Below are 13,634 nucleotides of genomic sequence, written 5' to 3'. Positions count from 1 at the left end.
TGCCGGTGATGCAGGCGCCCCCGATACAGGGTTGATCGTTTCAGTTGACGAAAAAAACACGATATCAGATTGCTTTCATGTCACCCCCTGCTGGTAATCTTGCGCCCGCCCGTGGAGTCCCCGCGACCCATTGTCGCGGGGTGCCAGCCCAAGCGGCCGGGCTGCCTTGCGTGCAGCCGAAGCAGAGCCGTCCATGCGCACAGCCCACCTACAAAAGGAACAATCCATGAACAGCAGTATCACGTCGGGGACGGTGGCGAGCGCGCCGGGCTTCCTGTCGAAGGAGCGCATCATCGCCCGTCCGGGCTTCAATCGCTGGCTGGTGCCGCCGGCGGCCCTGGCGATCCACCTGTGCATCGGCATGGCCTATGGCTTTTCGGTGTTCTGGCTGCCGCTGTCCCAGGCCTTGGGTGTCAGCGCACCGGTGGCCTGCGCCGCCGACATGGGCTTTGTCGCCCGACTGTTCAGCGCCGAGTGCGACTGGCCAATCTCCATGCTCAGCTGGATCTACACCCTGTTCTTCGTGTTCCTCGGCTGCTCGGCCGCGGTGCTCGGCGGCTGGCTGGAGCACGCCGGCCCGCGCAAGGCCGGCCTGGTATCGGCGCTATGCTGGTGCGGTGGCCTGCTGATCTCGGCGATCGGCGTGAAGACCCACCAGTTGTGGCTGATGTGGCTGGGCTCGGGGGTGATCGGTGGGATCGGCCTGGGTCTGGGCTACATCTCGCCGGTGTCGACGCTGATCAAGTGGTTCCCGGACAAGCGCGGCATGGCCACCGGCATGGCGATCATGGGCTTTGGCGGGGGTGCCATGGTGGGCGCGCCGCTGGCCACCGCACTGATGGGCCATTTCTCCAGCCCGACCGAAGTGGGCGTATGGCAGAGTTTCGTGGCCATGGCCGCGATCTACTTCGTGTTCATGACCGCCGGCGCCCTGGCCTACCGCGTGCCGCCGACCGGCTGGAAGCCTGAAGGCTGGACGCCGCCGGCGAAGAAGGCCAACGCCATGGTCACCGATCGTCACGTGCACGTCAGCGTGGCCTGGAAGACCCCGCAGTTCGCCCTGGTGTGGCTGGTGCTGTGCCTGAACGTGTCGGCCGGTATCGGCATCCTGGGCATGGCCTCTCCGCTGTTGCAGGAAGTGTTTGCCGGCAAGCTGCTGGGCAACGAACTGACGTTCAGCGAACTGAACGCCGCGCAGCTGGCGCAGATCGCCGCCATTGCCGCCGGCTTCACCGGGCTGTTGAGCCTGTTCAACATCGGCGGGCGCTTCTTCTGGGCGTCGTTCTCCGACTACATCGGCCGCAAGAATACCTACTTTGCCTTCTTCGCCCTGGGCGTGGGCCTCTACAGCCTGGTGCCGAACATGGGGCACATCGGCAACGTGGCGCTGTTCGTGGCGGCGTTCTGCATCATCCTGTCGATGTACGGCGGCGGTTTCGCCACCGTCCCGGCGTACTTGGCCGACCTGTTCGGCACACAGATGGTCGGCGCCATCCATGGTCGCCTGCTGACGGCCTGGGCGGCGGCAGGCGTGCTCGGCCCAGTGCTGATCACCTACCTGCGCGAGGCGCAGCTGGCTGCGGGCGTGGAGCGCGCGGCGGCTTACGACATGACCTTGTACATTCTCGCCGGCCTGCTGGTGCTGGGCTTCATCTGCAACATGTTGGTGCGGCCGGTAGCGGACAAGTACTTCATGACCGATGCCGAACTGGCTGCCGAGCGAGCGCTGAGCCATGACAAGGGTGTCGATTCGGCACGCTCGCTGGAGTGGCATGCGGCGCCGGGCAGCCTGCCGTTGGTGCTGCTGGCCTGGGCCGTGGTGGTGATTCCGCTGGCCTGGGGGGTGTGGATCACCTTGCAGAAGACGGCGGTGCTGTTTCACTGAGTTAGCTGGCCCTGGGGGCGCTTTGCGCCCCTTTCGCGACACAAGGCCGCTCCCACAGGCATTGCGTACCTTCAGGCTCACGAGGCTCCTGTGGGAGCGGCCTTGTGTCGCGATGGGCTGCGAAGCAGCCCCCAAAGGTACTTGTATAGACCTGTAGGCCCGTCCCGCCCCCGTAATTACTAGCCCTGCCATATGTCATCCGCGTTTCAAGCCGGCGCGTTCTGGGCCTATAATGGAGCCCTTTTCGCCCAATGATTTTGCGGAGCTGGTGATGGTCGAACGTAAGGCTTCCGTCGAGCGCAATACCCTGGAAACCCAGGTCAAGTGCTCGATCAACCTCGATGGCAGCGGCAAGGCCCGATTTGAAATCGGCGTGCCTTTCCTTGAACACATGCTCGACCAGATCGCCCGGCATGGGCTGATCGACCTGGACATCGAGTGCAAGGGCGACCTGCATATCGACGATCACCATACCGTCGAGGACGTTGGCATCACCCTCGGCATGGCGTTCGCCCAGGCCATCGGCGACAAGAAAGGCATCTTCCGCTATGGCCATGCCTATGTGCCGCTGGACGAAGCGTTGTCGCGCGTGGTCATCGACTTCTCGGGGCGCCCGGGCCTGCAGATGCATGTGCCCTACACCCGCGCCACCGTCGGCGGCTTCGATGTCGACCTGTTCCAGGAGTTCTTCCAGGGCTTCGTCAACCACGCCCTGGTGACCCTGCACATCGACAACCTGCGTGGCCACAACACCCACCACCAGATCGAGACCGTGTTCAAGGCTTTCGGCCGCGCCCTGCGCATGGCCGTCACCCTCGACGAGCGCATGGCCGGGCAGATGCCGTCCACCAAAGGGTGCCTGTAAATGCAGACGGTAGCCGTAATCGACTATGGCATGGGCAACCTGCACTCGGTGGCCAAGGCCCTCGAGCACGTGGGCGCCGGCAAGGTGCTGGTGACCAGCGACGCCGCGGTGATTCGTGAAGCCGACCGCGTGGTGTTCCCCGGCGTCGGCGCGATCCGCGACTGCATGGCCGAGATCCGCCGCCTGGGCTTTGACAGCCTGGTGCGCGAGGTCAGCCAGGACCGTCCGTTCCTCGGTATCTGCGTGGGCATGCAGGCGCTGCTCGACCACAGCGAAGAAAACGATGGCGTCGATTGCATCGGCCTGTTCCCCGGCCAGGTGCGCTTCTTCGGTAAAGACCTCAAGGAAGACGGCGAGCACCTGAAGGTGCCGCACATGGGCTGGAACGAAGTGAGCCAGACCATTGACCACCCGCTGTGGCATGACATCCCTGACCGGGCGCGCTTCTACTTTGTGCACAGCTACTACATCAACGCCGGCAAGCCGGGCCAGGTCGTCGGTCGCGGCCACTATGGCGTCGACTTCGCCGCCGCGCTGGCCGATGGCTCGCGCTTTGCCGTGCAGTTCCACCCGGAGAAGAGCCATACCCATGGCCTGCAGCTGCTGCAGAACTTCGTCGCCTGGGACGGGCGCTGGTAAATGAGCCGATCGAAGACCAAGGCCCCGATCATCACGCTGACGCCGGAGCAGGAGCGCGACGCGCTCGACACGCTCAAGCGTTTCCTCGAAGACCGCTTCGAGCTGCAGCTGGGGTCGTTCGAGGTGGCCGAGGTCCTCGAGCTGTTCAGCAAGGAAATTGCACCCCATTACTACAACAGGGCGATTGCCGATGTTCAACTGCACCTCAAGGAGCGGTTCGAGAGCATCGAAAGCGACCTGTGGGCGCTCGAGAAGCCCTGAACCCAACGAACAAGACAGGTTGCCAAGATGCTGATTATCCCCGCTATCGATCTCAAGGACGGTGCCTGCGTACGCCTGCGCCAAGGCCGCATGGAAGACTCCACCGTATTCTCCGACGACCCGGTGAGCATGGCCGCCAAATGGGTCGAGGGTGGCTGCCGTCGCCTGCACCTGGTCGACCTGAACGGCGCCTTTGAAGGCCAACCGGTCAACGGTGAAGTGGTCACTGCCATCGCCAAGCGCTACCCGAACCTGCCGATCCAGATCGGCGGCGGCATCCGCTCGTTGGAAACCATCGAGCACTACGTCAAGGCCGGCGTCAGCCACGTGATCATCGGCACCAAGGCGGTCAAGCAGCCCGAGTTCGTCGCCGAAGCGTGCAAGGCCTTCCCGGGCAAGGTCATCGTCGGTCTTGATGCGAAAGACGGCTTCGTCGCCACCGACGGCTGGGCCGAAGTGAGCTCGGTGCAGGTCATTGACCTGGCCAAGCGTTTCGAGGCCGATGGCGTCTCGGCGATCGTCTACACCGACATCGCCAAGGACGGCATGATGCAGGGCTGCAACGTGCCCTTCACCAAGGCCTTGGCCGAAGCCACCTCGATCCCGGTGATCGCCTCGGGCGGCATCCACAACCTGGGCGACATCAAGGCCCTGCTGGACGCCAAGGCCCCCGGCATCATCGGCGCCATCACCGGCCGCGCCATCTACGAAGGCACCCTCGACGTCGCCGAGGCCCAGGCCTTCTGCGACAACTATCAAGGCTAAGGAGCGACCATGGCACTGGCCAAGCGCATCATCCCTTGCCTGGACGTGGACAACGGCCGGGTGGTCAAGGGCGTCAAGTTCGAGAACATCCGCGATGCCGGCGACCCGGTGGAGATTGCCCGGCGCTACAACGAGCAGGGCGCGGACGAGATCACCTTCCTGGACATCACCGCCAGCATCGATGGCCGTGACACCACCCTGCATACCGTCGAGCGCATGGCCAGCCAGGTGTTCATCCCGCTGACCGTCGGTGGCGGCGTGCGTACCGTGCAGGACATCCGCAACCTGCTCAACGCCGGTGCCGACAAGGTCTCGATCAACACCGCGGCAGTGTTCAACCCTGAGTTCGTGGGTGAGGCGGCGGACCGTTTCGGTTCGCAGTGCATCGTCGTTGCCATCGACGCCAAGAAGGTTTCTGGACCGGGCGAAACGCCGCGCTGGGAGATCTTTACCCATGGCGGGCGCAAGCCGACCGGGCTGGATGCCGTCGAGTGGGCGAAAAAGATGGAAGGCCTGGGCGCCGGCGAGATCCTGCTGACCAGCATGGACCAGGATGGCATGAAGAACGGCTTCGACCTCGGTGTTACCCGGGCGATCAGCGATGCGTTGGGGATTCCGGTGATTGCCTCCGGTGGCGTGGGCAACCTGCAACACCTGGCGGACGGAATTCTGGAAGGCCACGCCAGCGCGGTGCTGGCGGCGAGTATCTTCCACTTTGGCGAGTACACGGTGCCTGAGGCGAAGGCCTATATGGCTTCGCGTGGGATCGTCGTTCGCTGACAGAGCGCTGGGAGGGCTTCGCCCTCCTTTCGCGACACAAGGCCGCTCCCACAAGTACAGCACTGCACCTGAGGCTGGCGTCGTGCCTGTGGGAGCGGCCTTGTGTCGCGAAAGGGCCGCGAAGCGGCCCCAGAGGCATCACCCGTGGTTCTTGCCAAGCAAGGCATGGTAAAGCTCGGTATCCCCAAGAATCCCCACCACCTTGTCGTTATCCTGCAGCACCAGCTTGTTGCCGGTCTGGTAACGAATCTGCAGCGCCTCGCGCATGCCGATATCGGCGTGCACCACGGTCGGCCTGCGCTCCAGCAGCTCCACATCCTGCCCCGGTGCCCAGTTCTGCATATCCAGCCCGTTCTGGCCCTGGCGCGCGCGCTTGAGCGAGCCTCCCTCGCCGAGGTCCAGCCATGAGTCGATTCCCGGGTCCAGGCACACCGAGCCGTTGACCCGCTTGCACTGGTCCAGGCTGCGCATCAGGCTGCGGCCGCACAGCACGTTGAGCGGGTTGGTGTGGGCGACGAAGGTACGCACGTACTCGTCGGCCGGGTTGAGCACGATGTCTTCCGGCTTGCTGTACTGGATGATCCGCCCGTCCTTCATGATCGCGATACGGCTGCCCAGCTTCAGGGCCTCGTCGAGGTCGTGGCTGACGAAGACGATGGTCTTGCTCAGCTTGCTCTGCAGGGCCAGCAGTTCGTCCTGCAGGCCCTGGCGGATCAGCGGGTCAAGGGCCGAGAACGGTTCGTCCATCAGCAGGATGTCGGCGTCCATCGCCAGCGCCCGGGCCAGGCCGACGCGCTGCTGCATGCCACCCGAGAGTTCATCCGGCTTCTTGTTTCGCCACTGGGTCAGGCCCACCAGCTCGAGCTTTTCATCCACCAGCTTGCGCCGTTCCTTCTCGGGACGGCCCTGCATCTCCAGGCCAAAACTGATGTTCTCGCGCACCGTCAGCCAGGGCATCAGGGCGAACTTCTGGAACACCATGGCGATGCGCTTGGTGCGCATCATTTTCAGCTCCGCCGGGGTGCAGTGGGCGATGTCGATGTGCTTGCCTTCATGCTCGACGAACAGCTTGCCGCGGCTCACGGTGTTGAGGCCGTTGATGCAGCGCAGCAAGCTGGATTTGCCAGAGCCGGACAGGCCCATCAGCACGCAGATCTCGCCCTTGTTGATGTCCAGGTTGGCCTTCTCGACACCGACCACCAGCCCGGTTTGCTTGAGGATCTGCTCGCGGGTCTTGCCCTGGTCGAGCAGGGCCAGGGCCTCGCGCGGCTTGCTGGAGAAAATGACGTCGACGTCTTCGAAACGAATGATGCTCATGCCTCACCCCTTACCGGCAGCTCCGGTTGCTTGCAGATACGGTCGAGCATGATTGCCAGCAGCACGATGGCCAGGCCCGCTTCGAAGCCCAGGGAGATATCGGCGGTGTTCAGTGCGTTGACCACGGGTTTGCCCAGGCCGTCGGCGCCGACCAGGGCGGCAATCACCACCATCGACAGCGACAGCATGATGCATTGCGTCACGCCGGCGGCGATGCTCGGCATGGCGTGGGGCAGTTCGATACGGGTCAGCAACTGGCGGCGCGAGCAACCGAAGGCCTTGCCGGCGTCCATCAGTTCCTGCGGCACGTCGCAGATGCCCAGATAAGTGAGGCGGATGGGCGCGGCGATGGCGAACACCACGGTGGAAATCAGTCCTGGCACCACGCCCAGGCCGAACAGGGTCAGGGTCGGGATCAGGTAGACGAAGGTGGGCACGGTCTGCATCAGGTCCAGCACCGGGCGCATGGCGGTGTAGAACATTGGTTTGTGCGCGGCGGCGATGCCCAGCGGCACGCCGATGACCACGCAGACCACCGTGGCGAAGGTGACCTGCGCCAGGGTTTCCATGGTTTCCTGCCAGTAGCCCAGGTTGAGGATCAGCAGGAACGACAGGGCGACGAAGACGGTGAGGGCCCACTTGCGCTGGATCAGGTGCGCGAGGGCGGCGAACAGGGCGATGAGCACGAACGGGTTGAACCAGGTCAGGGCGCTGGTGACCCCATGGATCATGAATTCCAGGCCTGCGGCGATGGCGTCAAAGTAACTGGCGCCGTTCTGGGTCAACCATTCGACGAATGAGGCGATGTACTGCCCCAGGGGTATTTTCTGATCGATAAGCATGATAGCGAGCTTCCACCTGCAAAGATTGAAATCAGTCCGGGGCGGGCACGGTCCCGCCCCGAGGTGTTGCCATTGCGTCTTGCGTTATTGCGTCAGTTTGGCCTTGGCCGCCTCGAGGCCGGGCTTGCCGTCCACGGTGGTCACGCCGGCCAGCCAGGCATCCAGCTTGCCGGGGTTGTCCTTGAGCCATTTCTTGGCCGCCGCCTCGGGTTTCATCTTGTCGTCCAGGACATAGCCCATCATGGTGCTTTCATCCTTGAGCTCGAACGACAGGTTCTTCAGCAACTGGCCGACGTTGGCGCATTCCTGCGCATAGCCCTTGCGGGTGTTGGTGAGCACGGTGGCCTTGCCGAAATCGGGACCGAAGTAGGCGTCCCCGCCGGTCAGGTACTGCATCTTGAAGCGGGTGTTCATCGGGTGTGGTTCCCAACCGAGGAACACGATCGCCTCGTCGCGCTTCTGCGCCCGCTCTACCTGGGCGAGCATGCCGGCCTCGCTGGACTGCACGATCTGGAAACCGGCGTCCTTCAGGCCGAAGGCGTTGTCGTCGATCATCTTCTGGATGGTGCGGTTGCCGTCGTTGCCGGGTTCGATGCCGTAGATCTTGCCCTTGAGCTCCTGCTTGAACTTGGGCAGGTTGGCGAAATCCTTCAGGCCCTTGTCATACAGGGCCTGGGGCACGGCCAGGGTGTACTTGGCGTTCTCCAGGTTGGCGCGCACGGTCTCGACGGTGCCGGCGTCGCGGTACTGCTTGATGTCGTTCTCCATGGTCGGCATCCAGTTGCCGAGAAACACGTCCAGGTCCTTGCCGGTGGCCAGCGACTTGTAGGTCACCGGTACCGAGATCATGGTGGTGTGGGTCTTGTAGCCCAGGGCTTCGAGCACGACGCTGGTGGTCGCGGTGGTGACCGTGATGTCGGTCCAGCCGACATCCGAGAAACGCACCGTCTGACACTGCTCGGGTTCGGCGGCCTGGGCCAGCAGCGGAGCGGACAGCAACGCGACCAGCAACAGCTTGGGTGAAGCTTTCATGGATGGACTCCTGTGATTTTATCTTCGGGTTCGCGTGGGTCGCCGGGCGTTCTCAGGGCTCCGGTCGACCAGGCCTGCAGAGGGCAGGATGCGAGGCCGTGCAATACGAGTCGCTTTCGATAATCCTCCAGCGTTCGGCAATCGCCTACTGGTGGCGTCGTATCCAGTACAGGACGGGTCGCATCCAGTACGGACGATGTCGCAACTGGATTTTTCCACCCCCCGGCCTCGGTTTTTGCGGCGTCCCGGCGCTGGAAAACGGCGCACGCAGGGCCGGTGCAGTGGCGGCGCTGCTGGACAAAAGTACGTCGGTTGCAGACGGCGAGGGGGTGGGCAAAAGCCCGATGATGCGAGCATTCCGAGGCGGCTCGAGCTTTCAGCCTAGCAGTTGCGCAAGGCGGTGTTCGGCGCTGCGAGACAAGCCCATCAAGAGGTGATGCGACAATGGCCATCAGCGTGTTCGACCTGTTCAAGATCGGTGTCGGGCCTTCCAGCTCACACACCGTCGGCCCCATGCGCGCCGGCGCGCTGTTCGTCCAGGGGCTGCGCGAGCGCGGTGAGCTGGAGCGGGTGCGGCGCGTCGAAGTGAGGCTGTATGGCTCGCTGTCGGCCACCGGTGTCGGTCACGGCACCGACAACGCCACGATCATGGGCCTGATGGGCGAATGGCCCGACGCCATCGACCCCAGCCAGATCACCCCGCGCATCGCCGACCTGCGCGAAACCAACGTGCTCAAGCTCGACAACCACCTGCCCATCGAGTTCGTCTGGGCCCGCGACATGCTGCTGCTGGACGAGAACCTGCCGTACCACCCCAATGCCATGACCCTGATCGCCGAAGGTGAGGCGGGCGAGCTGCACCGCGACACCTATTACTCGGTGGGCGGCGGTTTCGTGGTCGATGCCGCCCAGGCCGCCAGCGGCGTGCTGGACGCCGACCAGACCGTGCTGCCCTACGACTTCGACAGCGCCGCCGAACTGCTGCGCCTGTGCAAGCAAAACGACCTGCGCGTGTCGCAATTGATGCTGGAGAACGAAAAGGTCTGGCGCAGCGAAGCGGAGATCCGCGCCGGCCTGCTCAAGCTCTGGCAAGCCATGCAGGAGTGCGTGAACAACGGCCTCAAGCATGAAGGCATCCTCCCGGGAGGGCTCAATGTGCGCCGCCGCGCCGCCCGCCTGCACCGCAGCCTGCAGGAGCTGGGCAAGCCTAACGTGATCGGCTCGACCATGAGCGCCATGGAGTGGGTCAACCTGTTTGCCCTGGCGGTCAACGAAGAGAACGCCGCTGGCGGGCGCATGGTCACCGCGCCCACCAACGGTGCGGCGGGCATCATCCCGGCGGTGTTGCACTACTACATGCGGTTCTCCGATGCGGTGGATGAGTCCAATGTGGTGGACTTCTTCCTCGGCGCGGCGGCAGTGGGCATCCTGTGCAAGAAGAACGCCTCGATCTCCGGCGCCGAGGTTGGTTGCCAGGGCGAGGTCGGTTCGGCTTGCGCCATGGCTGCCGCAGGCTTGGCCGACGTGCTTGGCGCCACCCCGGCGCAGTTGGAGAACGCCGCCGAGATCGCCCTTGAACACAACCTTGGCCTGACCTGCGACCCGGTCGGTGGCCTGGTGCAGGTGCCCTGCATCGAGCGCAACGCCATCGCTGCGGTGAAGGCGATCAATGCCGTGCAGATGGCCTTACGCGGTGATGGCGATCATTTCATCTCCTTGGACCAGGTGATCCGCACCATGCGCGACACCGGCGCCGACATGCATGACAAGTACAAGGAAACCTCCCGTGGGGGCCTGGCGGTCAGCGTCATCGAATGCTGATGCGCCGTTCTGGCCCGCGCGTGACCGATGCGCCACATTCTGGCGCACTGGTTGTCATCTACCGGCCGTCGCCTGTCGTTACCAGCAGGGTCATTGTCGGTGACACTCAAGTCTGTCGCATCTGGGCAACTTTCCCACAAGTGCTACCGAATTGCTCAGCGGTGACGCGCAGGGGCGCTGGCGCGCCCGTTTGCGTTTGAACTGACGCTCATCACCCGGCCCGCTGGAAGGCGCATGCCGACGTCGTTTTTGGGTTTTATTGGATGAGCGTTCAATTTCAGGCATGCCATTTGCGTTGAGATTGGCAAAGCCCCTGCATACGAAACGGGGCCATTACAAGAACAGTGCTCGCCTGAGGCACACCCTGCATTGTGTGAGGAGAAATCGCGATGACGTCGTACACCTCCGGGACCCCAACCCAGAACCGCACAGCACCCCAGTCCATCGGCTTTCTCCTGCTGGACAACTTCACCCTCATTTCCCTGGCGTCGGCGGTCGAGCCGCTGCGCATGGCCAACCAGCTGTCCGGTCGCGAGCTCTACCGCTGGCATACTCTGACCGTCGACGGTGGCCAAGTCTGGGCGAGTGATGGCTTGCAGATCACCCCCGATGCCGCCATGCACAGCGCGCCCCCGATCGACACCGTGATCGTCTGCGGCGGTGTGGGCATCCAGCGCACCGTCACCCGCGAGCACGTCACCTGGCTACAGGCCCAGGCCCGCCAGTCGCGCCGCCTGGGCGCGGTGTGCACCGGCAGCTGGGCGCTGGCCTGCGCCGGCCTGCTCGACGGTTTCGACTGCAGCGTGCACTGGGAATGCCTGGCGGCGATGCAGGAAGCCTACCCGCGGGTGAACATGAGCACCCGCCTGTTCACCCTCGACCGCAACCGCTTCACCAGCTCCGGCGGCACCGCGCCGCTGGACATGATGCTGCACCTGATCAGCCGCGATCATGGCCGTGAGCTGTCGGCGGCGATCTCCGAGATGTTCGTCTACGAACGCATCCGCAACGAACAGGACCACCAGCGCGTGCCGCTCAAGCACATGCTCGGCACCAACCAGCCGAAGCTGCAGGAAATCGTCGCGCTGATGGAGGCCAACCTCGAGGAGCCGATCGACCTGGACGAACTGGCGGTGTACGTGGCCGTGTCGCGGCGCCAACTCGAGCGACTGTTCCAGAAGTACCTGCACTGCTCGCCGTCGCGCTACTACCTCAAGCTACGCCTGATCCGTGCCCGGCAATTGCTCAAGCAGACGCCGATGTCGATCATCGAGGTGGCGTCGGTGTGCGGGTTCGTGTCCACGCCGCACTTCTCCAAGTGCTACCGCGAGTACTTCGGCATTCCGCCGCGTGACGAGCGCGTGGGCTCGAACACCACCCAGCAGGTGGCAATGATGCCGATTCCGCAAGCCATGGCCTTGTCACCGCACAGCGGGCCGATGGCGGCGCTGAGCCAGGCGCGTAACGAGTCGACCTTTGCCAGTGTGCGCCTGTAGCTGAACATCGGTCCCTGTAGGAGCGGCACAAGGCCGCTCCTACAAAGGGCCAGTCAATGCTTCAGGCACGCTTGTTGAACTGCGCCAACGCCGGCAGCAACTGCTTGTCGATGGCCTGGCGCACGGCCGGCAGGATCGTCGCGCTGCCGGTGTACATCTGCTCGACCATGCCCTTCAGCGCCCGCGCATTGGGCTCGGTCAGTCCGCGTATCACCACCTCGCAGGCCTGCTCGGCGCTGGCGCCGGCCGGAATGTCGAAACCCCGCGAGCGCAGCTGGCCCAGCAGGTCGTCCTGGTCGATCAAGTCCGCATGCATCATGACTAATGTCCTTCGCCGCTGTTGTTTTCAATCGATTCTGTGTCCGATGCTCCGGGGCGGCAAGGGCGGATTGTCACGATGGCTGCTTTGACTACGAACAGGTCGTTTACGGCTAAATCGTCGGGAAAGGAGGGCCGCAGATTGATGTCACGGCACCGGGGGCTTGGTCACTCTCGGCGTTTTTCAAACTAGTTGTCGCGCCACTCCTCGATCAGATACAGATAGTCGTACTGACCACGCACCGAAGACGGTAAGTATGTGATGTCCCACGACCACACACGATTCGGTGCCTGGGTCGCATGTGTTGTCGGCTCGGCATTACGTCCAGGGCGCTGAGCACGTCCTCGGTGCTGCCTCTGTCCGGCAGTTCGAAGCTGCAGCGCAGTTCAATCTCAAGTTCTTTGATGCATTTCTGATCCTGCCGGGCTTGTTCCCGATCAACCTTGGGTTGCGCTTGTTGAGACGCCATTGCGCTCAGAAGCCCTTGCCGTCACGCGGTTATCTGCTTGGCATACAAGCTTTTGCGACGACAGTATTCGCCCAATTCAATCTCGGACAGGCTGGCACACTCGGTGACTGCAGCGAATTTCACCTCCACCGACTAACTCTCGGTCGGGTGTTTGGGGGCGGACACCACTACGAATCCTTTGGTACTGGCTTGCCGACGTCAGGTGTACAGAGACATTTCAGGAACGCCCTCGGCCATCGTCAGATTGAATGGAGGGAGCAACATCTTGAGGGGTTCGGCTTTGCGCTCAGAGGAATAGTACGGCACAACGGCTCTGTTTGCGCCCCTGTGTCTGGTTTGAGGTAAATCAGGCGAGGCGGCCACTATCCTGACACCGGGGGCCTTGCAGTGGATGTTGCTCTTGATCCCGGAAGCTCACGGCTTTCCAGGACTTTTGGGGTCACGCCAAACTACCTGATAATTTTGCCAGTTGCGGGCTGTCTGATAGTTAGTTAAGTATTATGGCAGATACTTTTTGTTCGAGCGTTGGCATGTCACTGCTGGGCGACGACAGCATAATCTGAGGATAGTGAGGTAAGGACATGAACAAACTATGCGGAATTCATGCTGTCTTGCTATGGACTGTATTGGTCTTTGTTTTTTCGGGGTGTTCCACTCCGAAGCCCGAGGGGGCGACGCCGTCTGCAAACGAATTGCAGGTTGTTTTTTATACGGGGCGTTTCGCAGCGAGCGGATTAATATGCCGTGTATTCGTGCCTGATCACGGAAATGCGCCAATATGCCCTGAGATGCTGAAAGCGCTGGCGGAGAATAGTTGTCATACTTCTGAGGAGGGGTGTAGGAGAGAAGGAAAAGAATACATGCCTGAGCTCGGATCGATTAAATTTTTACTTTGGTTTGGCTTTCGCGTTATTTGTTTTGAAACGGATCGGGGCGAGGCAGCGCTGTGCGTGCAGGGGATGCTTCCTGAAGACAATTTATATATACGGATGATCGGAGACATGAAGGAGTCGGTGTGGGCATACCCAAGTCTTCTTCAGCCCTTGGAAATAACGATATGGAATGAGGCGTTGTTCGGCAAGGTAACTAAGATTACCTCCTGGAAGCTTGATCAATAAGGCGGCTTGCGGCTGCTCTTCTGCC

The 13,634-nt window shown here is 62.8% G+C and carries 13 protein-coding genes and 1 pseudogene; 9 read left to right on the top strand and 5 right to left on the bottom strand.

The window, feature by feature from the left end:
* The first annotated feature begins 226 nt into the window (after positions 1 to 226).
* From AC25MA_RS04655 to hisF, 6 genes are all read left to right on the top strand, one after another.
* Complete coding sequence (locus AC25MA_RS04655; RefSeq protein WP_028688465.1) at positions 227 to 1,885, top strand: OFA family MFS transporter; 1,659 nt, start codon at positions 227 to 229, stop codon at positions 1,883 to 1,885.
* A gap of 271 nt (positions 1,886 to 2,156) precedes the next feature.
* The gene (gene hisB / locus AC25MA_RS04650; protein ID WP_028688464.1) at positions 2,157 to 2,750 is read left to right on the top strand and encodes an imidazoleglycerol-phosphate dehydratase HisB; all 594 of its coding nucleotides are present in this window, start codon (positions 2,157 to 2,159) and stop codon (positions 2,748 to 2,750) included.
* Positions 2,751 to 3,389 (top strand): imidazole glycerol phosphate synthase subunit HisH, encoded by a 639-nt coding sequence (hisH, locus tag AC25MA_RS04645; protein ID WP_028688463.1) that lies wholly within the window; start codon positions 2,751 to 2,753, stop codon positions 3,387 to 3,389.
* Positions 3,390 to 3,650: a DUF2164 domain-containing protein gene (locus tag AC25MA_RS04640; RefSeq protein ID WP_028688462.1), complete on the top strand. Its 261-nt coding sequence runs from the start codon at positions 3,390 to 3,392 to the stop codon at positions 3,648 to 3,650.
* Positions 3,651 to 3,677: 27 nt separating this feature from the next.
* Entirely contained in the window at positions 3,678 to 4,415 is a 738-nt protein-coding gene (gene hisA, locus AC25MA_RS04635) for a 1-(5-phosphoribosyl)-5-[(5-phosphoribosylamino)methylideneamino]imidazole-4-carboxamide isomerase (RefSeq protein ID WP_028688461.1), read from the top strand.
* Between the two features lie 9 nt (positions 4,416 to 4,424).
* Positions 4,425 to 5,195 carry an imidazole glycerol phosphate synthase subunit HisF gene (hisF, locus tag AC25MA_RS04630; RefSeq protein WP_069015878.1) on the top strand — a complete coding sequence of 257 codons (771 nt, stop codon included), beginning with the start codon at positions 4,425 to 4,427 and terminating at the stop codon, positions 5,193 to 5,195.
* 138 nt (positions 5,196 to 5,333) lie between these two features.
* On the opposite strand, the gene choV is transcribed toward hisF, so the two are convergent.
* The 3 genes from choV to AC25MA_RS04615 form a co-directional block, all read right to left on the bottom strand.
* Positions 5,334 to 6,512, bottom strand: a complete 1,179-nt coding sequence (choV, locus tag AC25MA_RS04625; protein ID WP_028688460.1) for a choline ABC transporter ATP-binding protein — start codon at positions 6,510 to 6,512, stop codon at positions 5,334 to 5,336.
* Complete coding sequence (gene choW, locus AC25MA_RS04620) at positions 6,509 to 7,357, bottom strand: choline ABC transporter permease subunit (RefSeq protein ID WP_172402369.1); 849 nt, start codon at positions 7,355 to 7,357, stop codon at positions 6,509 to 6,511. Before choW ends, choV begins: the two co-directional genes overlap by 4 nt.
* An 81-nt stretch (positions 7,358 to 7,438) precedes the next feature.
* Positions 7,439 to 8,386, bottom strand: coding sequence for a choline ABC transporter substrate-binding protein (locus AC25MA_RS04615; protein ID WP_069015877.1), 948 nt, complete (start codon positions 8,384 to 8,386; stop codon positions 7,439 to 7,441).
* Between the two features lie 444 nt (positions 8,387 to 8,830).
* On the opposite strand from AC25MA_RS04615, the gene AC25MA_RS04610 reads away from it, so the two are divergent.
* Together AC25MA_RS04610 and gbdR are read left to right on the top strand one after the other, a co-directional pair.
* Entirely contained in the window at positions 8,831 to 10,207 is a 1,377-nt protein-coding gene (locus tag AC25MA_RS04610) for an L-serine ammonia-lyase (RefSeq protein WP_028688458.1), read from the top strand.
* 389 nt (positions 10,208 to 10,596) lie between these two features.
* Positions 10,597 to 11,703: a choline metabolism transcriptional regulator GbdR gene (gene gbdR / locus AC25MA_RS04605; RefSeq protein WP_028688457.1), complete on the top strand. Its 1,107-nt coding sequence runs from the start codon at positions 10,597 to 10,599 to the stop codon at positions 11,701 to 11,703.
* A 61-nt stretch (positions 11,704 to 11,764) separates the two neighbouring features.
* Here gbdR and AC25MA_RS04600 read toward each other — a convergent pair whose 3' ends face one another.
* Complete coding sequence (locus AC25MA_RS04600) at positions 11,765 to 12,022, bottom strand: hypothetical protein (protein ID WP_028688456.1); 258 nt, start codon at positions 12,020 to 12,022, stop codon at positions 11,765 to 11,767.
* Positions 12,023 to 12,225: 203 nt separating this feature from the next.
* A pseudogene (locus AC25MA_RS04595) lies at positions 12,226 to 12,396 on the bottom strand (IS3 family transposase); the annotation flags it as partial.
* 676 nt (positions 12,397 to 13,072) lie between these two features.
* Between AC25MA_RS04595 and AC25MA_RS04590 the strand changes: the two are divergent.
* Positions 13,073 to 13,609 (top strand): hypothetical protein, encoded by a 537-nt coding sequence (locus AC25MA_RS04590; protein WP_139121013.1) that lies wholly within the window; start codon positions 13,073 to 13,075, stop codon positions 13,607 to 13,609.
* The last annotated feature ends 25 nt before the right edge of the window (positions 13,610 to 13,634 follow it).

It is taken from the genome of Pseudomonas sp. P65(2024) (assembly GCF_057480955.1).
This window is presented reverse-complemented; position numbering and strand designations above follow the sequence as displayed.